At 58.1% G+C, this 23,373-nt stretch carries 23 protein-coding genes; 12 read left to right on the forward strand and 11 right to left on the reverse strand.

Annotated elements, in window-relative coordinates; translation table 11 throughout:
* Nucleotides 1-157: 157 nt before the first annotated feature.
* The gene (locus RBA40_RS14635; RefSeq protein ID WP_306648549.1) at nucleotides 158-415 is read right to left on the reverse strand and encodes a hypothetical protein; all 258 of its coding nucleotides are present in this window, start codon (nucleotides 413-415) and stop codon (nucleotides 158-160) included.
* Here RBA40_RS14635 and RBA40_RS14640 point away from each other — a divergent pair.
* On the forward strand, nucleotides 407-541 hold the full coding sequence (locus RBA40_RS14640) for a hypothetical protein (protein WP_306648550.1): 135 nt from the start codon (nucleotides 407-409) through the stop codon (nucleotides 539-541). The two genes, RBA40_RS14635 and RBA40_RS14640, sit on opposite strands and share 9 nt — an antisense overlap.
* 111 nt (nucleotides 542-652) lie before the next feature.
* Here RBA40_RS14640 and RBA40_RS14645 read toward each other — a convergent pair whose 3' ends face one another.
* Nucleotides 653-1,324, reverse strand: a complete 672-nt coding sequence (locus RBA40_RS14645; protein WP_306648551.1) for a patatin-like phospholipase family protein — start codon at nucleotides 1,322-1,324, stop codon at nucleotides 653-655.
* Between the two features lie 233 nt (nucleotides 1,325-1,557).
* Here RBA40_RS14645 and RBA40_RS14650 point away from each other — a divergent pair, with 233 nt between their 5' ends.
* Nucleotides 1,558-4,101: an NAD-dependent epimerase/dehydratase family protein gene (locus tag RBA40_RS14650; protein ID WP_306648552.1), complete on the forward strand. Its 2,544-nt coding sequence runs from the start codon at nucleotides 1,558-1,560 to the stop codon at nucleotides 4,099-4,101.
* Nucleotides 4,102-4,498: 397 nt separating this feature from the next.
* Nucleotides 4,499-4,858: a hypothetical protein gene (locus RBA40_RS14655; protein ID WP_306648553.1), complete on the forward strand. Its 360-nt coding sequence runs from the start codon at nucleotides 4,499-4,501 to the stop codon at nucleotides 4,856-4,858.
* Here the strand turns inward: RBA40_RS14655 and RBA40_RS14660 are convergent.
* Nucleotides 4,836-5,210, reverse strand: a complete 375-nt coding sequence (locus RBA40_RS14660) for a cupin domain-containing protein (protein WP_306648554.1) — start codon at nucleotides 5,208-5,210, stop codon at nucleotides 4,836-4,838. The two genes, RBA40_RS14655 and RBA40_RS14660, sit on opposite strands and share 23 nt — an antisense overlap.
* 51 nt (nucleotides 5,211-5,261) lie before the next feature.
* Between RBA40_RS14660 and RBA40_RS14665 the strand changes: the two genes are divergently transcribed.
* Entirely contained in the window at nucleotides 5,262-5,723 is a 462-nt protein-coding gene (locus RBA40_RS14665; RefSeq protein ID WP_306648555.1) for a MarR family winged helix-turn-helix transcriptional regulator, read from the forward strand.
* A gap of 268 nt (nucleotides 5,724-5,991) precedes the next feature.
* Here the strand turns inward: RBA40_RS14665 and RBA40_RS14670 are convergent, their stop codons facing one another.
* The gene (locus RBA40_RS14670) at nucleotides 5,992-6,300 is read right to left on the reverse strand and encodes a helix-turn-helix domain-containing protein (RefSeq protein ID WP_306648556.1); all 309 of its coding nucleotides are present in this window, start codon (nucleotides 6,298-6,300) and stop codon (nucleotides 5,992-5,994) included.
* Between the two features lie 179 nt (nucleotides 6,301-6,479).
* On the opposite strand from RBA40_RS14670, the gene RBA40_RS14675 reads away from it, so the two are divergent.
* The 8 genes from RBA40_RS14675 (at nucleotide 6,480) to RBA40_RS14710 (ending at nucleotide 13,357) form a co-directional block, all read left to right on the forward strand.
* Nucleotides 6,480-6,785 carry a hypothetical protein gene (locus RBA40_RS14675; RefSeq protein WP_306648557.1) on the forward strand — a complete coding sequence of 102 codons (306 nt, stop codon included), beginning with the start codon at nucleotides 6,480-6,482 and terminating at the stop codon, nucleotides 6,783-6,785.
* 2 nt (nucleotides 6,786-6,787) lie between these two features.
* Nucleotides 6,788-7,090 (forward strand): hypothetical protein, encoded by a 303-nt coding sequence (locus tag RBA40_RS14680; RefSeq protein ID WP_306648558.1) that lies wholly within the window; start codon nucleotides 6,788-6,790, stop codon nucleotides 7,088-7,090.
* A 42-nt stretch (nucleotides 7,091-7,132) separates the two neighbouring features.
* On the forward strand, nucleotides 7,133-7,345 hold the full coding sequence (locus tag RBA40_RS14685) for a major capsid protein (protein ID WP_306648559.1): 213 nt from the start codon (nucleotides 7,133-7,135) through the stop codon (nucleotides 7,343-7,345).
* 156 nt (nucleotides 7,346-7,501) lie between these two features.
* Nucleotides 7,502-8,854, forward strand: a complete 1,353-nt coding sequence (locus tag RBA40_RS14690; protein ID WP_306648560.1) for a hypothetical protein — start codon at nucleotides 7,502-7,504, stop codon at nucleotides 8,852-8,854.
* 10 nt (nucleotides 8,855-8,864) lie between these two features.
* Nucleotides 8,865-9,152 carry a DUF2523 family protein gene (locus RBA40_RS14695; RefSeq protein WP_306648561.1) on the forward strand — a complete coding sequence of 96 codons (288 nt, stop codon included), beginning with the start codon at nucleotides 8,865-8,867 and terminating at the stop codon, nucleotides 9,150-9,152.
* Between the two features lie 3 nt (nucleotides 9,153-9,155).
* A complete protein-coding gene (locus RBA40_RS14700) occupies nucleotides 9,156-10,268 on the forward strand; it encodes a zonular occludens toxin domain-containing protein (protein ID WP_306648562.1) in 1,113 nt (370 codons plus the stop codon).
* A gap of 8 nt (nucleotides 10,269-10,276) precedes the next feature.
* On the forward strand, nucleotides 10,277-11,542 hold the full coding sequence (locus RBA40_RS14705; RefSeq protein ID WP_306648563.1) for a type II secretion system protein GspD: 1,266 nt from the start codon (nucleotides 10,277-10,279) through the stop codon (nucleotides 11,540-11,542).
* 915 nt (nucleotides 11,543-12,457) lie between these two features.
* Nucleotides 12,458-13,357 (forward strand): rolling circle replication-associated protein, encoded by a 900-nt coding sequence (locus RBA40_RS14710; RefSeq protein ID WP_306648564.1) that lies wholly within the window; start codon nucleotides 12,458-12,460, stop codon nucleotides 13,355-13,357.
* 628 nt (nucleotides 13,358-13,985) lie between these two features.
* Here RBA40_RS14710 and RBA40_RS14715 read toward each other — a convergent pair.
* The 7 genes from RBA40_RS14715 to RBA40_RS14745 all read right to left on the reverse strand — a co-directional run bounded on the left by RBA40_RS14715 (nucleotide 13,986) and on the right by RBA40_RS14745 (nucleotide 23,274).
* Entirely contained in the window at nucleotides 13,986-14,435 is a 450-nt protein-coding gene (locus tag RBA40_RS14715) for a hypothetical protein (RefSeq protein WP_306648565.1), read from the reverse strand.
* A gap of 97 nt (nucleotides 14,436-14,532) precedes the next feature.
* On the reverse strand, nucleotides 14,533-16,134 hold the full coding sequence (locus RBA40_RS14720) for a M64 family metallopeptidase (RefSeq protein WP_306648566.1): 1,602 nt from the start codon (nucleotides 16,132-16,134) through the stop codon (nucleotides 14,533-14,535).
* 137 nt (nucleotides 16,135-16,271) lie between these two features.
* Entirely contained in the window at nucleotides 16,272-17,204 is a 933-nt protein-coding gene (locus RBA40_RS14725; protein WP_306648567.1) for a helix-turn-helix domain-containing protein, read from the reverse strand.
* A gap of 227 nt (nucleotides 17,205-17,431) precedes the next feature.
* On the reverse strand, nucleotides 17,432-17,773 hold the full coding sequence (locus tag RBA40_RS14730; RefSeq protein WP_306648568.1) for a YciI family protein: 342 nt from the start codon (nucleotides 17,771-17,773) through the stop codon (nucleotides 17,432-17,434).
* A gap of 103 nt (nucleotides 17,774-17,876) precedes the next feature.
* Entirely contained in the window at nucleotides 17,877-18,464 is a 588-nt protein-coding gene (locus RBA40_RS14735; protein WP_306648569.1) for a PEP-CTERM sorting domain-containing protein, read from the reverse strand.
* Between the two features lie 256 nt (nucleotides 18,465-18,720).
* The gene (locus tag RBA40_RS14740; protein ID WP_306648570.1) at nucleotides 18,721-20,922 is read right to left on the reverse strand and encodes an OsmC domain/YcaO domain-containing protein; all 2,202 of its coding nucleotides are present in this window, start codon (nucleotides 20,920-20,922) and stop codon (nucleotides 18,721-18,723) included.
* A gap of 156 nt (nucleotides 20,923-21,078) precedes the next feature.
* Entirely contained in the window at nucleotides 21,079-23,274 is a 2,196-nt protein-coding gene (locus RBA40_RS14745) for a hybrid sensor histidine kinase/response regulator (RefSeq protein ID WP_306648571.1), read from the reverse strand.
* Nucleotides 23,275-23,373 lie beyond the last annotated feature (99 nt).

Genomic DNA, 23,373 nt, shown 5'->3' on the forward strand with positions numbered 1-23,373 from the left:
GCGGCGCCGCCCCCGAGTGCATCGGCGCGGGGAAACGCCGGGTGCACCGCCTGGCGATCGCATCGACGTCAACGGCTCCGCATGTGCCGCGGCCGGCCGGCCCGGATGCGGCCGGGCTGCGGGGCGCGCGCCGACATGAGCCGATTTTTCCGGGCACTCAGCGATCCCGGTGCCGGGCCGGGTTGCGCCTGGCAGGTGCAGAGCGCGCCGGCCCGCCTTCCGCATCCGCATCCGGTTCCGGTTCCGGTTCCGGACCCGGTCCGCTTACCGGCCCCGCCTCGATGGACGAGCGGCGACCGACGAGCTTGAAATTGCGCTCGATCCAGCCATCGGCGGCGGCGTACCCGACGTCGTGCAGGTAAGACAAAAAGTCCCACGCGGCATTCACCTTGCTCGACACGCTCAGTTGCAGCACCGCGTCGTCGGCGCTGATCCGATGCAGGCGCGTATCGGCGAAGCGGACGTGCGCCTGATTTTCCTCGTCGATGAGTCGCTTGAGCAGGAGGATGGAACTGATTTCCCGGACCCCGGCTGGCGTTGAAAGTGATTTCGTTGAGCCGGTTGGCGATCTCGGCGGCGGTACGCGGCAGCTCGTTGCGTACCACAGGATTGATTTGAATAATCACCAGGTCGCGCGGGCAGGATTCGTCAATCAGTGGAAACACACCGGGTTTCCCATGTAGCCACCATCCCAGTAAGCCTCGCCGTCGATTTCCACTGCCTGAAACAGCTGTGGCAGCGACGCCGACGCCATTACCTTGTCGATATCGAGTTCATGCCGGCGAAAAATCCGCGCCAGTCCCGTGCGCACATTCGTTGCAGAGATAAACAGTCCCAGCTCGTCGCAGGCACGGACGCGCTCGAAATCGATCAGTTCAGCCAACAGGCTGCGCAAGGGATTGATGTTGAAAGGATTGAATTCATAGGGCGACACCATGCTGGTCGCCATCTGGAAAAACGCGTACGCCGGCGAACTGTCAAGCCTCCAGCGCCCCATCAGATGGTCGAGCGGGGTACGCTGGAACGGACTGAGACGGGCGGCATGGCTGAGCGCCCGCCAGAAGGTGGCCAGCGCGCGGCGGGCGCCGGCGAACGCGTCGGCCAGCACGACGGCGTTCACCGCACCGGCGCTGGTGCCGCTGATCCCCCTGATCGACAGGCGTTCATCCCCCAGCAAACGGTCGAGCATTCCCCAGGCGAGCGCACCATGCGCACCGCCGCCCTGCAGCGCAATATCAATGTGTTTCGCCTCTGTCGCACACATGGTTCCTCCGTTTGCGGCCGGGCCTGAAGCGAACGCATGCGACTGGCCCCATTTTCGCATGCACGCGCTGCCTTATAGATCCGTGCGGCGAGTACTTGGTTCGGCCCCGATGCGGCCTTCGGCAAATGTGATGCACGCGAGCATCCGGCAAGCATGTGCGCTAAAAGTTGCATGACCGACCAACGCATACATCAAAGAGAGATGCGGTGCCGATCCTAGAATAGGGCTCTGGAGGACGATGCGCGCCGGATCGGCGCCGATTCTTCTGTTTCAGCCAACCTGAAGGTACGGAGATGAGCGCGGACAAACCGATTGTCTTGATCACGGGATCGGAGGGCAGAATCGGCACCGCGATTGCTGCCCGTCTGTCCGATGCCTACCGTGTGGTGGGCCTCGAGCGGCAATGCAAGGGCCCGGACTGCATCGACGCCGACATCGCCTCGGAGGCGGCGCTGGCGCAGGCCTTCGATACATTGCGGTCGAGCTACGGCGGGCGGATCGCCTCGGTCATCCACCTTGCCGCGTTCTATGATTTCTCGGACGAACCCGATCCGCTGTACGAGGCGGTCAACGTCATGGGCACCCGGAACTTGCTACGGGCCCTGCAATCGTTCGAGGTCGGCCAGTTCATTTACGCCAGTACGATGCTGGTTCATGCCCCGAGTTCGCCAGGGCGCCTCATCAGCGAAACGTCGCCGCTGGCGCCCGCATGGCCGTATCCGCAATCGAAACTGGCGGCGGAACGCATCGTCGAAGCCGAGCGCGGCACCACCCCGTCGGTGATTTTCCGCATTGCCGGGGTGTACACGGACGATTGCGAGCTGCCCTCGCTGGCGCACCAGATCGAGCGCATCTTCGAGCGCCAGATGCTCAGCCGCGTATTTCCGGGCGACGCCTCGCATGGGCAGGCCTGCGTCCACATCGACGACGTGGCAGCGGCATTTCGCGCCGCCGTCGACAGGCGCGCGCGGCTGGCGCAGGAAACCACGGTGCTGATCGGCGAACCAGTCGCGGAAAGCTACGAAACGCTGCAAAACCTGATCGCCTGGCTGCTCCATGGCGAACCATGGGAGACCCGGCGGATTCCCAAAGCCGTGGCCGCGGCCGGCGCCTGGTTCCAGCAAAAAGCCGAGATCGTGGTGCCGGACGCGATCGACCGCGGCCAGGCCCCCTTCGTCAAGCCGTTCATGGTCCGCATGGCCGACGAGCACTACGAGCTCGACATCTCCCGGGCGCAGACGCTGCTCGATTGGCGGCCCGCCCATTCCCTGCGGCGCAGCCTGCAAACCATCATCGCGCGCCTGCGTGCCGATCCGCCCGGCTGGTACCGGCGCAACAAGCTGACGCTCCCGCTATGGCTGGAAGACGTGCGCGATGCCGGCGCAGCCAGCGCCCGGATGATCGCCGACTACAACATGACTGCCCGCGCCGGGCACCGCCAGACGCTCTGGTGCCATTTCGCCAATATGGCATTGGGCATGTGGCTCATCGCCAGTCCGTTCGCGTTCGGCCTGGCGCAGCAATGGATGCAGGCCGGCACCACCTGGGCTCCCAACGGGCGCGGCCTGGCCTACAGCGCATCCTGGATGACCGCCAGCGACATCGCCGCGGGGCTGCTGGTGATTCTGTTCGGCCTGTTCTCGCTCTCGCGCGATTTCGGCTGGGCGCGCTGGAGTACGGCGGCAGTCGGGCTGTGGCTGCTGTTCGCGCCCATTCTTTTCTGGACCAGCAGCCCGGCGGCCTATGCCAACGATACCCTGGTAGGCGCCTTACTGATCATCTTCGCGGTCGCGCTGCCAGCGCCGCCCGCAATCACGCCGGTGGCGCGCATCAGCGGCCCGGACGCCCCGCCGGGATGGGATTACAGCCCGTCCGGCTGGACCAACCGCCTGCCCATCATCGCGCTGGCCCTGGTCGGCCTTGTCATCTCGCGCTACCTGGCGGCGTTCCAGCTGGGGCACATCGACGCGGCATGGGACCCGTTCTTCGGCGACGGGACCGAGCGCATCATTACTTCATCGGTATCGGAAGCATGGCCGGTGGCCGATGCCGGGCTCGGCGCATCGGTCTATGTGCTCGAAATCGTCACCGGGGTCATCGGCGACAAGCGGCGCTGGCGCACGATGCCCTGGCTGGTATTGCTGTTCGGTGTGCTGATTGTGCCGCTGGGCGCAGTCAGCGTGTTCTTCATCATCATCCAGCCGATCGTAATCGGCACCTGGTGCACCCTGTGCCTGATCGGCGCACTGGCGATGCTGCTGCAGATTCCCTATTCATTCGACGAGATCCTCGCCACGCTGCAGTTCCTCAAGGCGCGCCGGCGGCAGGGCAGGCCCCTCTGGTACGTCATGCTGCGCGGCGACACGATGGACGGCGGCAGCGCCGATTATTCGGACAATTTCGAAGCGCCGATCGGGGCCATTCTGCGCGAAATGCTGCTCAGCGGGGTGAGTGTTCCCTCGAGCCTGCTGGCCAGTACCGCCATCGGGGTGGCATTGATGTGTACGCGGCTGCTGTTCGGCACGGCGGACGAGGCTGCCGACAACGACCACATCATCGGTTCGCTGATCGTTACGTTTTCCATCATGGCATGGGGGGAGGTTGCGCGGCCGCTGCGCTTCGCCAATATCGGATTCGGCGCATGGCTGCTGGCCGCCCCCTGGCTCCTTGCCGGCTATTCCAGTGCCGCCGCCATCGCGTCAATATTTTTCGGTATCGCCTTGATCGTCCTGGCCAATCTGCGGGGGAGGATTGTGTACCACTTTGGCGCCTGGGACAAAATTGCCCATGCGACGATAGGCTTTTCCGGTAAACGGCTGCGCAGCGCAGAGGCGTGACATGGTTGCGCCTGGCGCTTTGCGATCGAAGCAGGGCGCTGAAACGCCGGTCTGGCACCTTGCGTGCAGCCGGCATTCGATATCTGCAAGCGGCGGAGAAGCGGGGCGGCGAACGCCGGCCAGGCTGATCAGGAAACAGACCGGGGCCGGACTGACCTTTGCCCATCCCGCGCTTGGCATGGGCAAAGGTGGAGGATGCGGAAAATGGCTGGTAGCTTCAGTACGATGTGGAAGAGTTCGAAATTTTGTCACCATTTCAACAGGCGTTTTCGAGACACTGCAGAAAAACTGGCGGGGTCGACAGTGAGGCAAACACCGTCATGCCATTTATTTAAATCGACATTACCCGTTATATTGTCGATTTAAAATATTACCTTCGATTTTGGGCAACGAGGCGGTGGCCACCTGCTGGCAATCAAGCCTGGCAGGTTCATGGGTCGTACGTCAGCATGCAGTTTTCGAGTTACCTCAGGCCAATATCGGCCGCTCGACTTTCTATGAGCATTACCGCACCAAGCTCGTCCTGGAAAGGCTCGAAGGCCAGGCTACGGGTGCGTCGACCATGCCAGTCGAGGTGATCGCGCGTCAGATCGCGCAGGCTCAGCTATCGCTGGTTGACAGCTGGGTGCTGGGGCGGCCGCACATGGATCTTGATATGGCGAGCGATGTATTGAGGCGCACTTCGCTCGCCCTGGCCGGCGTGCTGGCCGGCGCGACTGGCTCGTTTACATGCTCTACGCAGCCCAAGGCGGAGTGAACGCCGGCTGGCCGGCGATCACAGCTTGTCCACCGACCGGAAGGACCGCGACGGCCTTGAACGGGGTCGCACCTGAGTTCGTAATCGTGAACATGGTGTGGGGTGGCACGACCAGGGCGCTGCCCGGTGTGACTTCGAACGATTGATCTCCGATTTTTGCCGTGGCGTGGCCTTCCAGGCCGACAAATATCTCTTCGCGCGTGAGTTGGTGAGGCGTGGCTGGCGTGCCCGAATCGAGCGTGACGATCCAGACGGCGGTTTCGGTCGCGCCGCGGCTGGGCGAAGCCAGGCCGGTGAACGAGGCGCCATGCAGGTTAAAGGTTGGCGCTTCGGTGCTCGCAATGAAAGACATAATGGCTCCTGTTATATAATTCACCTAAGATTATAAGCTTAGGTGAATTAAATGTCGACAAAAGCGATGACGGATTTCGGCATCCTGCTGAACGTGGCCTTCGGCACGTTCAAGATCCAGTTGCACAAGCGTCTGGCGGAAAAGGGATTTGACGATCTCGGATCGTCCTTTGGGTACGTATTTCGCATGTTGGAAGCCCAGCCTCAGAGCCTCAAACAGGTGGCGTCGGCGCTGGGTATTACCGCACAAGGTGCTTTGAAGGTGATTAATGACATGGTTGCCAAGGGCTACGTCGAACGCCATGACGAACCCGGCGACGGCCGTAGCAAGCGCCTCGCATTGACGCCGCGCGCTGTGGCGGCAATGGCGGAGGCGCATCGCTTCCATGTGCAGTTCGAGCGTAACCTTGCAGCAAAGTTTGGCGCGGACCAGGTCGGTGTGATGCGCTTGATTCTCGAGCATGTCCACGCTGATGCCAGTGTTGATGGAATGGCGACCGTGCGGCCATTTTGACTCCGTAGTGATCGGACGGTCAGAGCGCACTTGCTACCCGTTCGTGAGCGCAACTGGCAAACCCGACAGCATCCTGGCCCGGCGGGGTTGGCGTGGCGTTGCAGCGGGCAGCGGGCAGCGGGCAGCGGGCAGCGCAGCTTCCGTGCATCGGTGCGGCCGAGACCAGCCCGGGCGTGATTGGGACTGAAACGTCATCCGGAACAGGCGCCTTGGTCTGCCAAGCTATTCGGACAGAAGAGTCGACGACGGCGTTTCCCACCCCCTTGATTTAACATAATATAGAAAGTGTCACACCCCCTGCTACTGTTAGTAGGAGCAGAAGCTCAGTTTGTACAAAACCCTGTTGTAATCTGAAGTTTTTGGAGCTGTGATTTCGTTCTTGCGCTGCGAACACCTCAAACGCTTCCCCGGGTTCTACGCCAGCTTCTTTCGCGATCTTGAGCGCAGTGTTGTAGTCGGGAAGTCGTTGGCCGTTTACCCATCTACTTAGCGTCGGTTGATTCACTCCCCATGCTTTCGCCATAGAGTTGATTGACCTTCCCTTTAACGCTTTAGCTATCAATTCTTCATAGTTCATTGCAATATCCAATCAATGTTGTTACTTTTGCGCATTGCTATATACCGTTTGGTATGAGACCATAGTTATACCGTTTGGTATGAGACCTATCCCGAATGGGTTAAGCGAACGATAGCAGATTTCCGTGACAGTCACGTTAAAAAAATCGCTCTAGTGGGCGAAACCACCTTGGAAAAATTATGAAAAACATCATTCAAATCATCTATGTTGCCGTTGTGTCTGGAACCTCGAGGAAGACTGGCAATGCTTACGATATGCGTATGGCCCAGTGCATTGTTGAGCGTAACAATCCTGAAACCGGCGCTCCCGAGCCTCTCATAGGCGAACTGGTCCTTCCTGAAAAATTTAAGGAAACGCTGCCCGGTCGTTACGAGGTGGAATTTGAAGTGTCTGTAGATCGTGATAAGCGGATCGGGTCCGTTGTCTCGTCGATGGTTCCTGTGCAGGTTCAAGCGCGCCCTGCGCCTACTCCTAAAGCTGCCTAATCATGCCGCTTGGTTCTCAGGCTGTCGTTTTCGTTTGCCAGCGCACTGCGCCCAAGTCGGCCCTGTTTGTGGCTGGAACGTCAAACCAGATCGTGTGCACCTTGCCTGATGGTAATAACGGTTTTCTTGTCGCTCGTCCGTCCTACGTTCTTTCTCCAGAATCCGAGGCTTTTCTGGATGCCGTGGCTGCTCCTTTCGATTATGGGCTTGCCGCTGGCCTCTGGTCCCTCGCGTTTACTTTTGTGGTTGGCCTTTATCTCGTCGCCAAGAGCGTCGGTATGATCGTTTCCATGGTTCGCCGTTAGGCAGCGTCCCGGCGTTTTCCGGGTGTTTTGTAAGGTGTTTAGATGAAAAAATCTCTCTCCCTGGTGGCTGCTGGTGTCGGCTCCCTGGTGTCGGCTTCGGCTTTCGCCGCCCCTGTCGATCTGTCCCCGTTGACTGCTTCGGTCGACTTCGCCAGCGTCAGCACCGCCATCCTCGCCATCGGCGTGGCGTTTATGGGTGTGCATATCGTCATGCGTGGCGCCAAGTGGATTATCGCTATGGTCAAATCGGGTTAATCGTTTCTGATTCCCTGGGGCTGCTTGCGCGGCCCTTTTTTTTCGTCTTTCGTTTCCAGTCTAGGGAGTTGTTATGACAGCCAATCAGTATTGGTATTTCGGCATGTTCTTGTGGGGCCTCGTGTCCGCCTGGGCCGTGATCGAGGGCTTCAAGGGATGAACATTTTAAGAGCTTTGGGCAAGATTGCGGGTGTTTCGTTTGCTGCCTTGTTCCTTGGTCTGGTTCTGTATCTTTCCTGCTCGCTGGCGTTTGCCCAGGCGGTTCCTGTCAGTAGGATGCAGAGTTCGATTTCCGGGGTCATGCAGCAGAAGATGAGTCAAAGGGGATTTGCTGCGAACGATCCCCGTTACGCGGCGACCGTCAATGGCAGTGCTGCTTTTATCGGCGGTGTCGCTGCCGCTGCCGTCGTTGGCACTATTACGGCTCCGGCATGGGTTAGCGTTGCCATTGGTGCCGGTGTCGCCACGGTCGTCAGTTACGCGGTGAGCGTTGGCATTGATGCCCTGGTGAGTTGGTATTTCCGTCCTGACGGCAAAATCGATCAGACCGGAAAATCCAACCTGTCCTATGATTCGCCGGGTTTTGAGGCGGGCGATGATGTTTGGGGATACTACGATCCATTCATCACCGGTCTTCGTCTCGGCGGATCGGGCCATAGCCTTGCCAATGAACATTACTACACGGATTTGATCCGTCAGGGTGTCAAGGAGCCATCTACGCCGCATTGTTTTGCTGATGGAACGCTTATCTACTGGTGCGGTAACGCTACCGCGCTCAAGGGTTATAAGGCCACCATAAGCTGTGGTCGTGGCATGCAGGAGGTGCTTGGTGCTTGTCAGTCGTTGACCTATCCGCTTATGCCGGTGGTGCCGCCTAAGACCGGTCTAACTCCGGAAGAGGCGGTCAAGCAGTTGCCGCAGTCGGAAACGAGCAAGCCGCTTAATCCTGCGATTGTGGCCGCTGTCGCTGATCTTGCCTGGAAAAATGCGGCTTCCAAGCCTGGTTACGATGGGTTGCCGTATCTGGCCAATGATCCCATCACGCCGGCTGATGTCAGCGCCTGGAAGGATGCCAATCCGGACCGTTATCCGACTGTTGGTGATTTTGTTGCGCCGCAGTCGCCGGCCAATAGTCCGTGGACTCTTCCCAGCTCGCCTACGGCGCCTACGCAGAATCCGGGGCCTGCGCCATCGACCGGTGTCAATCCTGCGGCGTCGTCGCCTTTGCAGAATCTCGGGACCGATCCCGGCATCGGCGCGCCGACGCTGGAACCGACGCCTACCCCTCAGATGATCCTCGCGCCCATTCTCGATCTCTTCCCGACCCTGAAATCGTTCGCGGTGCCTTCGCATTCGTCGCAGTGTCCTGTTGCGAACTTTTCCGCTTTCGGCAAGCAGTTCGTCGTTGATTCACACTGCACAATGTCCGAGTCGATCCGCGCCACTCTTGCTACTGTGATGGCTGCTGTTTGGGCCATGGTCGCGCTGTTTATCGTTCTTCGCGCTTAGGAGTTTTTCCATGTTCGGCATTCTGCTTTCCGCCCTCAACACAGTTTTGGGTTTCGTTGTTCGTACCGTCCTGATCAAGTTCGTGGCCTTCTCGGTGTTGTTCATGATTACGACCGGGCTGATGTCCGTGTTGGTGCCGCTGTTGCCCACTGGTGCTGCGCTCTCGTCCACCCTGGGCGGCATTCCGAGCGGTGCCTGGTACTTCCTCGACCTGTTCAATGTCGGTGCTGCGATTCCCCTGGTGCTGGCCGCTTGCTGCACTCGGTTCATAATCCGCCGTATTCCAGTGATCGGATAGACGATGCCGATCAACGTCTATACGGGCCTGATGGGTTCGGGTAAAAGCTACGAGGTGGTGAGCGAGGTTATCTTGCCCGCCGTCCGGGTTGGCAGGCGGGTGGTGACCAACGTCGATGGCATCAACGAGGCCGCCATTGTCGATTACCTTCAGGCGAAGTACCCGGACGATAATCCTGCTGCCTATGGCTCGATTCTCCACGTCGAGAACGCCCAGGTGTTTTTGCCCGACTTTTTCCCGTATTACGACGATGGCAAGAGCGCTCACACCGACACGATTGTGCAGCCTGGGGATCTCGTGGCCATTGATGAAGGTTGGCGCTTTTGGCCTGCTGCCGGTGCCAAGATCCACAAGCACCACCAGTCCTTCTTTCTTGAGCACAGGCATTTCATTGATCCCGTGACCAAGGTCGCTTGCGATCTGGTCCTGATGATTCAGGACATGGGCACTCTGAATAGGTTCATCAAGAACGTGGTCGCCTTCAATTTCAGGACGCACAAGAAGGTTTCCCTGGGAATGACCAACACGTATTCGGTCCAGATGTGGGAAGGTCACAAGCAGGTCAAGGCGGCCTTGCTGAGTACGTCCATCCGCAAGTACAAGAAGGAGATTTTTCCCCTGTACTCCAGCTTCAAGGGTGGAGGTTCCGGTGTGATCGTCAATGCCGATGCCCGCCAAAACGTTTTTGCGTCCGGCAAGCTCTGGCTGTTCATTGCCGGTGTGATTTTCATGTTCGGGGCGTCCGCTTATCTCGTGTCGCGCTTCTTTGGTGGTGCTGCGAAGTCGCCCGCCTTGCCCTCGTCCGGTGCGGCTGCATCCTCGTCCGGCGTTTCTGCTGCTGGTGCCGCGTCCCCAGCTGGTGCCGCTTCTTCTCCTGGTATTACATCGCCGCCTGGTGGCGCTCCCTTCAGTGACGTGTGGCGCGTTGCCGGTTCGTATACGGCGCGTGGCGCCTCCTGGGTTGTGCTCGTTGATCCGCAGGGCCGCGTGCGCCTGGAGTCGCCATCGGTTTTCCAGAACGGCGGCTTGGTCCAGATTGGCGAGGTCGACGGCGCGCGCGTGTCGTCCTTCACCGGCCCGGCCGGACCCGTCCACTCATCCGTGGTGCCCAAATGAGGAGGCTCTTGTGTGTTTTTCTCGCCGCGGTTGCAGTGATTTCCCCCGCGATTGGTTTCGCTGGTGCCGCGGTTGATGGCCGTTCCGCGGCTGCGTCGCCTGTCCCTGCGCGGTTCGATTTTCGCTCGATCAGCGTTAGCCAGGTTGTGCAGTTGATCTATGCCGAGGCCCTGCAGGACCCGTATGTGATCGATCCCGAGGTGCTTACCGATACCCGGCTCGTTTCGTTCCGCTATGACGCCGGTGCGGGCGATGTCCGGCCTTTCGTCCTGGCGTTCTTCTCGTCGGTGGGCTTGTCCGTCACCCGCCGTTCCGGTGTCGACTACATCGCCAAGTCCGTTGCCTCTGTTAAGCCCGACCCTGAACTGGAGACGTTTGTGTACCGTCCGCGTTTTCGCGACGGGTCCTATCTGGTCGATCTTCTGTCCCCGCTGTTCAAGGGTTCGTTCACTGCTCGCAAGGTCGTCGCGTCTCCGGTCGGCGGTAAGGCCGATAACACTGCGCCTCCGCCCGGATCGGCGGCTGCTGCCATCGATCGCAAGAGCGATACCCTAGTGTTCTCGGGTTCTGCCATCGAGGTCGACCGCTTGAGGAAGCTCTTGCAGCAGGTCGATTTTGCCGCTGGCGATGTCTTGGTGCGCGGTGTGCTGTACGAGGTGCAGACCAACAGCCGTGATGGGTCGGGCTTCAAGCTCGCGCTCGATCTTTTGGGCGGTAAGTTTGGGCTTTCCCTGGGCGGCGGTTCCGCCGTGGGCGACTTCCTGCGCTTCAAGAACAATAGTATCGATCTGATCGCCAGCGCGTTGTCCACCGATGGCCGTTTCGTGGTCAAGTCGACGCCCGTTCTTCGTGTCGTGTCCGGGGGCAGTGGGCGTTTCACAGTTGGCCAGGATGTGCCCGTCCTCGGCGCCGTGACCTTTTCCGGGACCGGTGGTGCGCCCGTCCAGTCGGTGGAGTACCGCTCCAGTGGCGTGATCTTCGATATCCAGCCGGTTATCCATGACGGGGGCGTTGACCTGACCGTGATGCAGCAGGTAAGCAACTTCGTCAAGACTGATACCGGCGTGAATGCGTCCCCGACCCTCATCAAGCGCGAGCTGAAAACGGCCCTGTCGATGACCGATGGCGAGCTGGTTGTCATTGGCGGTTTGGCCGAATCCAAGGATACGACCGCCCGTGACGGATTGTCGTTTTTGCCTACGTTCCTGCATACGCGTAGTAGTGATAAAGCCAGTACCGAAATCCTATTAGTGCTTCAAGTAACAAAGCTTTGACAATGTGATAAATCGTATAAATCGTTTATCTTTGTTGATGCCTTTCCTTTGCCAAGCAGAAACAGCAGAGCCGAAAATGAGGAATCGAGTGGGGGGCTATCGGCACGACATTGAGGCGTTTTTGCGCCGAATTGTCGGTATGGCCGACGATTTTGCCCGTAGGGAAAATCGCCCCCCGATGCTGTAGCTATCAGTGTATGCAGATCGTTAGGGGTGGGGGTAAGGCACCACTGGAGATTTTCGGGTGCTCTCCAGAGCGCCGTGTGTAGATGTGTGCTGGGTGCGGCGTGTGGCCAGCTCGCGCAGCCCGCAGCTTGCGAGGACTGCGCGAGCGAAGCGAGCGCTAAACTTGTATAAGGGACACTTAAGAACATCAATAGGCTGTAGGGCCGCTTTATAGGTTTGTTTTTCTTAGTTTCTGGTTTTACTGCCCGAAGGGACAGGCTTCTACCGGCGTAGCACGGGCTTTGGCTTCTACTGCCCGAAGGGACAGGTTTCTACCGGCGTAGCACGGGCCTTGGCTTCTACTGCCCGAAGGGACAGGCTTCTACCGGCGTAGCACGGGCCTTGGCTTCTACTGCCCGAAGGGACAGGCTTCTACCGGCGTAGCACGGGCCTTGGCTTTTACTGCCCGAAGGGACAGGCTCTTTATGGGGTCATTCTCGCGAAGCGAGGTTGGAGTGGGGGCAAAAAAAAGGCTCTACTTGATGTAGAGCCCGGTAAACATTGAGGGTGGTGAACGAGCCGCCCTCGATGGCCTAAGCGCGGAGCGATCCGCCAAGTTGAATATATCGTGTGGCAATCGTGTTGTCTTACGCTAGGCCAACGAAATGTGAAGTACAAAAAAGTTGACCCCCGGTAGCCGCAAACTATCGGGGGTCGATCCGAACACCCTGGTACAGACAGGAAGCTCGAATGACTGAATTAGACTACGAACGTGACATTGCTGCAATTGATTTCTCAGGTGCTCCTGCGGTAGATCAGTACAAACCGGATTGGTGGTCTGACGATGGTGTCAAAGGTACGTGGCAAGATACCTATGTGGCCCGTCAGCGTGTTTTTCCAGATGGGCAGACCGAAGTGACGGTATGCAAGGAACGGTTCTTTGTAGGGGCTGCAATCACGCCTAGCACGCGGACAAAGCGGGGTGAATCTGAAAAGCGTGAGGCCAATGAAGATGACGCCGGTCGGCGCGCAAAGAAGCAAGTCCGTCTTTGCTGTAAGCAGATCGGTGCCGATCGTATGGTGACTTTGACCTACCGTGAGAACATGCTTGATCGGGAGCTGGCTCTCAGGCACTGGAAAGCCTTTTGTCGCCGCTTGGGCAAGGTTGCGGAGTTTCATTATGTTGCCGTTATTGAACAGCAGGAGCGCGGCGCGCTTCACTTTCATGTCGCCGTACGCGGGCGCCAGAACTACGTACTGCTGCGTTCGATTTGGCAACGCATCCTTGGTCTTGGTCCTGATGGTCAGCAGATGGGGCAGGTCAATGTGCGTGATCCTCATCGGTTTGGTTTTGGCAATAAGGGCGCGCACAAAATCGCCAGCTACATCGCAAAATATTGTGGCAAGGAAATGCAGTGTCGAGATTTAAACGAGAAGCGCTACTTCCGCTCTAAGGGCGTGGTGCTGCCGGAGGTCCGTTCTTGGCGCTTGCCTTGCACCGACATGCTTGGCGCCGTCAACGCTGCGTTTGCTGCCTTGCATGGGCATTCGTTAAATGGTCTTCAGTCGTGGTGTAACAACGCGCTTGGAGTCGTTTATTTGGCTACCGAGCCGGGCCTGTTGCTTTCTAGTGAAAGTTGTCCCTTCTGATATAGTGTTTCCTTTGCGAAATTTTTGGAAACGCTATGGGCTTTTTGGAGTTTTTGCTAGACGATATGTTTTCGGTCTTCGTGAGGAATTTTCCCGCATACATTTACGGAGGTGTCATGTTCTTCCTTGGGGTGCGGTATGAGAAAAAGAGGGCTGCACGTGCGCGCCGCTAATTTGGTAATCGGCGGTTTGGTAACAGAGTCACAAAAAAGGGAGGCTGAAAATGTTGTGCTTCAAGGGGTTGAGGATGAGTTCCGGAATCAGTATTGGATCATCAGGAATTCGCGAGGAACTAACTGGCGCGCTGTCAATCGGGTCCGAGTGTTGGCCGACTTCATGTATCTACTTGGGGTACCGCGCTGGGCGGTTAGGGAGGCGCGCTACTGTCTTCGTGTTCGTGTTTGTGAGCGATGTTATGAGCTGGAATTGCGATGCCATTCGATTCGTCGACGTAGGGAGCGTGGTGACTTTTAGGCGGCGGAATAGTATAAACGGTATAAATCGTTTTCCGCGATCACTGCCGAGCGTTTTTCGGGTTTGATTTGACATAATATAGATTATGCGAAGATTTAGTAATAGTCTAGGTGTTGCGTCTGCCAGTACTTTTCGCCATATCAGGGAGTCGCTGTTAAAGCTGAAGTTGTTCGTAGACGTATCCTTCCGCCTCATTGCGCAGTAAGACTCGTACGTGCTTGATCGAGCGCTTTTCTCCGACCGTGAAGCCCATCTGAATACACCCTTGGCCCCGAAGCGACTCAGTCACGCCGGCATACGTCATGCTGCACTTCGTATCCGGAATCATGCTGGAAATCAGGCCGTGCGGTGTATTGATTGAGTACTCCAGATGGATCGGGATAAACGTCCCTTTCTTCACCGTGGTACGTTTGCCGTTTGGAAAAGTCACTTTGGAAATCGTCGAACCAGCGCCCTCCTTCTTCTGAGCATCCAGGACGTGACACTGCTGATCAGCGCGACCAATATACTCAACAAGCGCTACTACAGCACGGTCGGCACCAACGGTTTCCTTGCCGCCGACCCGGGCCGCAGTTTCCTGACCTTGCTGGGCGCGCCGCGCCAACTGTTCGTGACGCTTAGCGCCAAGCTCTGCTCGAGCGCCGGCACGATATTGAGCCCATGCCGAATCCCGGCATGGGCTCAGCGCGCGAGCGCAAGTTTTACTTCGGCGGAACAGAGTATTTCACCGTGTAGCTTCCGGAACCCGAATACGATTTCACTTCTATGTAGTAATAGCCTGCGGTTCCCACATAGTTGATCGATTCGCTAGATGTGTTGCCCCGGCTGACCGCGACCCTGCTCCAGCCAGTGCTCAGCGATTTGTAGAGGGACAAATCGAAGTCGGCGCCGGCCGGTCCGGTCAACTGCACGTTGTAGCTGCCATTGCCCGCTTGAATGTAACCCGGGCTTGTGTTTGGCGCGTAGGCGATGCCGCCACTGCCCAGCGTTCCGGTTTGGGTAACGGCGGTATACTTGCCGAACACCGTCTTCACCAGTCCTTCATTGACTGCGTGCCAAGGATAACCGAGGGTGCGCATACGTGAATTTTCGGTTGGGCGGTAGGTACCGCTCGAGCAGTATTGCCCCCCTTGGAACACCCCTACCGTGCCGTTCGCCACGCTACCGACCGTGGTTGGTACCGGCGTGGCGGCGGCGATCTTGCTGCCCCATTTGACGTTACGCGTGCGGTTGAGCGACACATTGCCTTCCGTTGGCTCGGAACTGAGGTCGCATGTGCCGCCTTCGTACTCGTCCGCCAGCGCAAATGCGGTATGGCCGATTTCGTGCAAAGCCACTTCGACCGACGAGGTGTTCATCGACGCGGTTGCGATCGCCCCGCCCGAACCACCGTAGCGGGTCGAGTTGGAAATGACGACGATGACGTCGCGCTGGTCCGGAGCAAGAACCGAGCCGACGATGTTATACACCTTGGTCTCGTTGACACACAGAAGGCGCTCGATGTTATAGCAGTAGAATTCGCCATCCATGGCGGTGTCGCGATAGATGCCTTTATCGATCTCATCGACCCCGGATTGATTGCTCGCGATATCGACACGGCGAACATTCATGTTGGCGCGATTGGCAGCGAACAAAGGATCGGCCATGAAGCCGTCGATCACTTTCTTCGCATCGGCTTGCCATTTGCTCATTTCGGCCGCGGTATAGCCATCGCCGATGAACACATAGTCCATGCGCGCGTTGGACGGACCAGTGTTGACGACCGTGGTGACGCTCGCCGCTGGCGCCGCGGCGGCCATACTCTGGGTGCGCATCATCTTGCTGGCGCCCACCTTTTTTTCCAGTGACGCGCGGTCGAATTTTGCCAGCGGTGCGGTAACGGCCTTGATGCCCGCATTGGTCGACGCTGGCGCCAGTACGTCGACGCTGGCGATTTCCGCGTTAAACGGCAAGGACACCTCAAAAACGCCGTCAGCTTGCTTCACGTGGCGCGACATATCAATGGCGCCGGTTTTCGGATTGAATACTTCAACGTGCCTTTGCTGGGTGTTTTTGATCGCCACTTCATGCACTACCGTACCTGCGGCATTGCGTGCGACTACGCGCCACTGTTGGCCTTGGGCGTGGCCGGGCAGGCTCGGGGTCAGCGCAAACTCACCCACTTCGGCGTGAATCGGCGCAAAATTGACGCCGGTTCGTCCTTCGCTGACGCTCACGCGCAGCGAGATATTTTGCGCCTGTGCCGCGACTGTCAGACTTGCCAGGGCCACCAATGTAAGCGATAAAGATGTGAGTAGTTTCATTGTCGTCCTCGTTCGAGATTATTGTTTTCGAACAAGGAGTTTGTTTCCATTTTGGAAACGTCGCGCCTTCAATCCTGCTCATATTGCATAAAACTGCTGCTGTAAGCGGAGCGTGCCAAGCAAAATGATATCAACGTTTATGTTGCAGTTCGGTGTTGTTGGCGGAAGATCGTGGGCGACATTCCGTACTGCGAGGAAAATGCACGAGAGAAATGGCTGGCATTGGTAAAGCCACATTCCTGCGCGATATCCAGCACGCGCGCTTGCTCCGCAAGTAGCGCCGCGCAGGCCCGTTCCAGGCGCAGCTTCATCATGTATTGGTGTGGCGGCAGTCCAACCGCGCGCCGAAACTCGCGTGAAAAGTGAGCCTCGCTCATGCCGCACAGTGCGGCAAGTTCGGCATTCGAAACCGGTTCAGCCGAACTCTGCGCAATGTGCCGAAGCACGCTGCGCAGCCTGCTGCCGCCGAGGCCGCTCCTCTCGGGCAAGCTGTTTGGCTGGGTATAGTGCTCAAGCAAATAACACACAAGGACAGTGATCAAGCCGTCGCACGCCTCTTGCGCAAGCTGTCCCGCCATCGCTGCGGTATTGAGCATTTTCTGCACGAGGTCGAGCACGATCCGGTCCTGCACGAACACGTTGGCCACCAACTTATTGCTGGCGGCGTCATCGCGCAGGCCGCCGAGATGATCGACCAAGTCGACCGGAATGAAGATATTGACGATGTCGCAAGCGCTCATCTGGGTCCACTGACCACATTCACCAGGCGGGGAAATCCGAAAACGGTTCGCAGCGATCATGCCACCCCAGACCGGCTTGTTGCCGGCCCAGATCCGTGCCTCCAGAGGAGAGAGCATGAGGGAAAGCCGATAATTCCCAGGATGCGGACTCATAGAACGGACCACGTGTTCGGCATGGCCGCTAGACCAGCGTCCCAAAGCGGCTTTCGAACGTGGCAATGGACCAATGCAGAGGTCCAATGGCGAGGCCACCCCGCTCTGCAGAAACCAGCGCCGTAGATCCTCGGTGCTCTTGATCATCGGCGTGTCGCTTTCGGTGTAAGGGGCCAACTCGAGTTCTTGTCATTTTACCATCTGTTTTAAAGCACCTTTGTGCGTATTTCTTTATGCAATATGCATAAATCGGCATGGTCGTTGACCTTAGGTGACGCTTCCCTGCGCCCTGCTCCGTCCTCAGCGAGCTGCCTTGGGTAAGCGGCCACAACTGGCACATACGTTCCGCCGCCCTCGCCTACGCATGCTTGGGCGATGTCGCAAGTGCCCAGCGCGCGACATGGTCAGCTTTCAGGGTCATCGTGGAACTCGCGCAGCTCTTGTGCGCAGCGGCAGGCCATGGCGAGCCTGGCCGCCCATTGAACGGCAACGTCCCTTGACGGGAGCTCAAGCACACAGAAGCCCCCATCGAACTCGCGAGTCTGGCGGTAGGTCTCGCTTGTACTGCTGCCATCCGGCGCAACCAACAGCGACCCGATCTCGGCGTTGATGCCGCCACCAAAAACGTAAACCCCGGCAGCCTTGGCTTCGCGGATCACTGCACGCGACGCCTCGCTGACGGCTGCCATGTCCTCGGCAGGAGCATCCATCGCACTCGCAGGGAAGGAAATGAGAAATTTTGTCATGTTCAGTTACTCTCCTTTAACCGGTCGTCAGGCCCATGAGTACTGATGGCGTGAGCATCGTTGCGCCTTCATGAAGGTCGCAGAAGGTCACAGCCATTCACGTTCATGCTTGCCTGACGCGGCCGCGGCGACGCGCGGCGGCAAAACCGGCCAGGCCGAGGCCAAGCAGAGCCAGCGAACCCGGTTCCGGAATGGCGGCGACGGATGGACCGGTCAGCTCCAGGTCGTCAACCAGGAAGTAGTCGCCAAAGTCCAGTACCAGCGAATCGAGCTTGCCGGCATAGCCGGAAAAATATCTGAAGCTCGAGGTCAGGTCGACGGGTGACGAAAATACCAGCACTCCGTCCTGGTAGCCGCGAATCAAGCCTGTACGGTCGGGCTGCCTGGCCCAGGTTTGCGCCCACAGGCCGCCAAGTGTGAAATCCGAACGGTCCTGCATCATGACGGCAATCGGGCCGCCGAAGAGGTTGAACAGGGTGAATTTACCGCTGTGCGCGCCATAGTTGTAGGGCGAATCGACGGTATTGATCCAGTGCGAAGGATCGTTAAACTGGAAGCCGTGGTACGGAGTCGGAACGGGCTCGTGTTCGAGGCCGGGGTAAACCTCGTCGATGTCGTCGAATGTCAGGACGATGGCGTTGGCGTTCAAACCTGCCACCGACAGCAATGCTGCGAGCAATATGCGCTTCATGTGAATCCTTTGTTAAGATTGATAAATTTACATTTGATATTTAGCAATATCCATGCCTGTCAAAAAATCATGAATGCATTCAATGACCTGCATCAGCGCATGGCAAATTCGCTGGAACATATGTAAAGATTCTCGACATCCTTAACCAGATGAAATGAATTGCTCTTACTTAAAAGTACGCATGGCCGCCCCGTCCTATCCCGCCCTCGCCCGCTTCATTTGCGCCTAACGAAAAATGCGGCGATACCAGGAATATTTACGATTTAGCCGCAATTTTCGCCCGTGCGGTGTGCACTTTTCTGTAGCTGTCGATCAGACGTTCGTGCTTATCGAGCCCTTCCAGTTTCATGCTCGTCGGCGTCAAACCGAAGAAACGCACGCTGCCGTCCACCGACCCCATGACCGCGTCCATGCGAGCGTCGCCAAACATCCGGCGGAAATTGACCACGTAATCGTCCAGTTCCAGGTCGTCATCCAGCTGCACCTCAAGCACGGCATCCAAGGCTTGGTAAAACAATCCCCGTTCGACCGTGTTGTCGTTGTACTGCAGGAAGGCTTCCACCAACTCTTTCGTCTCCTCAAATTGCTGTAAGGCGAGATGGATCAGCAGCTTCAACTCCAGCGTCGTCAGCTGTCCCCAGACCGTATTTTCATCAAATTCGATCCCGATCAAGGTGGCGATGTCGGCGTATTCGTCCAGCTCGCTGTTCTCCAAACGCTCGAGTAGTGCCTCGAGGCTGGCATCGTCCAGGCGATGCAGGTTCAAAATATCGGCGCGGAACAGCAGCGCCTTGTTCGTGTTATCCCAGATCAAATCTTCCACCGGATAGACTTCCGAATAACCCGGCACCAGAATGCGGCAGGCAGCGGCACCTAGATTCTCATACACCGCCATGTACACTTCTTTTCCCATGCCTTCGAGAATGCCGAACAAGGTCGCAGCCTCCTCGGCGTTGGCGTTCTGACCCGGGCTGCAAAAATCCCACTCAACAAAATCATGATCAGCCTTGGCACTGAAAAAGCGCCACGACACGATTCCGCTCGAATCGATGAAGTGCTCAACAAAATTATTGGGCTCGGTGACGGCATTACTGACAAAGGTGGGGCGAGGTAAATCGTTCAAACCTTCAAAGCTGCGACCCTGCAGCAATTCCGTCAGACTGCGTTCCAGCGCCACCTCGAAGCTTGGATGCGCACCGAACGAGGCAAACACACCGCCCGTGCGCGGGTTCATCAAGGTGACGCACATCACCGGATACGCCCCGCCCAGCGACGCATCCTTCACCAGCACCGGAAAGCCCTGCTCTTCCAATCCCTCGATGCCGGCCAGAATGCCAGGGTATTTCGCCAGCACCTCGTGCGGCACATCGGGCAATGCGATTTCACCTTCCAGGATTTCACGCTTGACCGCCCGCTCGAAAATCTCCGACAGGCATTGCACCTGCGCTTCGGCCAGCGTATTACCGGCGCTCATGCCATTGCTGACATAGAGGTTTTCGATCAGGTTGGACGGGAAATAGACCACCTTGCCGTCCGACTTGCGCACGTACGGCAGCGAACAGATACCGCGCTGCACATTGCCGGAGTTGGTGTCGACCAGATGCGAGCCACGCAGCTCGCCATCGGGATTGTAAATTTGCAGACAGTACTCGTCCAGGATGTCAGCCGGCAGCGCATCTTTGCGGCCAGGCTTGAACCAGCGCTCGTCGGGGTAATGGACGAACGCCGCGTTGGCGATGTCTTCGCCCCAAAACGTGCCGCCATAGAAATGATTGAAATTCAATCGCTCGATAAACTCGCCCAAGGCCGACGCCAGCGCGCTTTCCTTGGTCGATCCCTTGCCATTGGTAAAACACATCGGCGAGTGCGCATCGCGGATATGCAGCGACCACACATTGGGAACGATATTGCGCCATGAAGCGATTTCAATCTTCATGCCCAAACCCGCCAGCACGCCGGACATATTGGCGATGGTTTGCTCCAGCGGCAGATCCTTGCCCGCAATATAGGTGCTCGCCTCGGACGCTGGTTTCACCGTCAGCAACGCCTGTGCATCGGCGTCCAGATTCTCCACCTCGTTGATCACGAACTCGGGCCCGGCTTGCACCACTTTTTTCACCGTACAACGCTCGATCGAGCGAAGAATACCCTGGCGGTCTTTATCGGAGATATCGGCCGGCAGCTCGACATCGATCTTGAAAATCTGCTGGTAACGGTTTTCCGGATCTACAATATTGTTCTGCGATAGGCGGATATTATCGGTAGGAATATTGCGAGTTACACAATACAACTTCACGAAGTAAGCTGCGCACAAAGCCGATGAGGCCAGGAAGTAATCGAACGGACCAGGCGCGGAGCCATCGCCCTTGTAGCGGACAGGCTGGTCGGCGACCACTGTGAAATCATCGAACTTGGCTTCCAGACGAAGTTTATCGAGAAAGTTGACCTTAATTTCCATGGGGGAATTCTAAAATAGTGTTCAAATTGAGTGAGTCGACATTATCGTCGTTTTTGCCATCACGGCATAGCTGCTGGCGCCAGCAGCCGAAGCAGCCCGCAGCCCCCGGGTTTGCGATACTTCTTCAGTCCCGCGGTAATCTGCTGGCAGGATGAATCACGCGCGCCCATGAGCCAGCAAGGCCAGCAACTCGTCGGTTTTCACGGGTTTGACCAGGTGATCGTCGAATCCGGCATCGATTGAGCGCTGCCTGTCATGCGGCTGGCCATACCCGGACACGGCAATCAACTGTGAACGCGCCAACACCGGCATGGTCCTGAGGCGGGCAGCGAGATCCCTGCCGTCCATGTCCGGCAGGCCGATGTCCAACAGGCACACGTCTGGCGCCAGCTCCAGCGCCTTGCAAATGCCATCTGCTGCGGTATGGGCAAGCGTCACACGATGGCCGGCGATTTCCAGCAACATTTCCAGCATTTTTGCGGCGTCAATGTTGTCGTCAACGATCAGCACACCCAAGCACGAAGGTGACGGCGACGTCGCATCGTCGCAAGCCGGTGCAACAGCCGGCACGTCAGTGTGATGGAGAAGCGGCAGGCGCAACGTAAACGTACTTCCCTGGCCCACACCGGGGCTTCGGGCGCCAATCGTACCGCCATGGGCGTGCACCAGGCTTCTGACAAGTGCCAAGCCCACACCCAAGCCGCCCTGCGAACGATTCGACGAGCGCTCCCCCTGAACGAAGAGTTGAAAGGCCTTGTCAACCAGGTCAGCGGCCATGCCAATGCCGTTATCGGAAACCGTCAACTCCACCTCGTGCGCATTGCTCGTCAGCCGGATGTCCAGCAGGCCGCCTGCCGGCGTGTATTTCGCCGCATTGGTCAGGATATTGGCCATCACCTGAACGAGACGCTTGTAATCGCCCCGGATCCACGCCGGCATATCGGACATCTCCACGGCAACGACATGCGAGAGAGAGCTGACCAAGGGCGCTACCTGCTCGATGGCTGCCGTCACCACAGCGCGCAGGTCGATCCGCTCCCGATCCAACTCGATCAGGCCGCGCGTGACCCGCGCCACATCGAGCAGGTCGTCGAGCAGCGCGGCCAAATGCCCGGCTTGGCGCGCGACAATGGCGGCGGTCTGCTTGACGCGCTCGGGATCAGATGCCATCAACGTGAGCGCCTGAGCTGCCGCCGATATTGGGGCCAGCGGATTGCGCAATTCGTGTGCCAACATGGCCAGGAACTCATCTTTGGCCTGATTCATGTGCGTCAGCTCGGTCAGTAATGCCTCTCGCTCGCGATGGGCTTGCTCGAGGTGAAGCCGATCGGTCGCATCCCGCGTGAAGCAACGCGTGTGGCGCAACTTGTTGTCTTCAAAGCAGGCGTTCGAATGAATGACGACATGTTTGACGGAACCGTCCTTGCAGCGCAGCCGCGCCGGCTGATCGTAAACAATATCGCCATTGCGCAGCCGCACCAGAATGCTTTCAATCACAGGCTGATCGACGTGAAACTGCGCGATGTGGTGCCCGACATATTCTTCCCAACGATAACCCAGCATTGCCAGCTCGGCCTTATTCGCCCAAAGAATTGTGCCGTCGCTCCCGACGCGGTGAATCCCCTCCGCCGCATTGTTGACAAAATCGGCCAGTTCCTGTTCCCGATGGCGCAGGGTCTGGGTCGCCTCACTGGCACGTTCCAATTCCCCCTGGAGCACCCTGTTCTGCTGCTCCAGTTCGACCACACGCATGGGAAGGTCGACCAGCGTCGGCCTCGCAGGCACAGCGCTATGGGAGCACGCGTGGTCGTGCTGGCGACACACCTGCTGGAATTTGGTCAGCAGGTCCGCTGACGAGAACGCGCTCCAGGGATAAGCACAAAACAGGGAAAAGACATGACCCGCGTCGTGCAAGCCGTTCCATAATTGCTCAAGGCGGATAGCCGCATCGTAAAAACCGTGGTCGCAGAGAATGGCCACCATTTCGCCGAACGCATGCACCGGCCGGCCACTGCGGCAAGCTTCACGAACGATATTGCCGACAATCTCATTGAAGCGTTGCTCATCGGGCCAGTCGTTGATCATGAACTGGGCCAGAAGCACCTCCGCTTCAAAGGCAATCAGCTCGCCAGTAAACCAGGGCGCCTGATCGGCCTGGGTACCAAGACCGCCCAGATGACGACGCAGGGTTTGAATGTGTTCCGCAGTGGCGATAACGATGGAGGTGCCTCCCGAACGTAATGCAACGTCGAGAAAATCGGCGACTTCCTCGAGCAACGATTCGTCCTCATCGTAAAAACGGACGACATGGCGCTCCTTGCGAACTTTTTTGGCGGGGGACACGATCTCCACGACATTTCCTTAAGCGAATTTTAAAAATGGCCCGGTGCAAAACAAGGGCCAGACATATCCCTGCGGCAAAAGCGCCGTGCGCCCCCGGGAAGACTGGAG

The sequence above is a fragment of the Massilia pseudoviolaceinigra genome (assembly GCF_030846505.1).
In the GTDB taxonomy this organism is placed as follows: Bacteria; Pseudomonadota; Gammaproteobacteria; order Burkholderiales; family Burkholderiaceae_D; genus Telluria_A; species Telluria_A violaceinigra.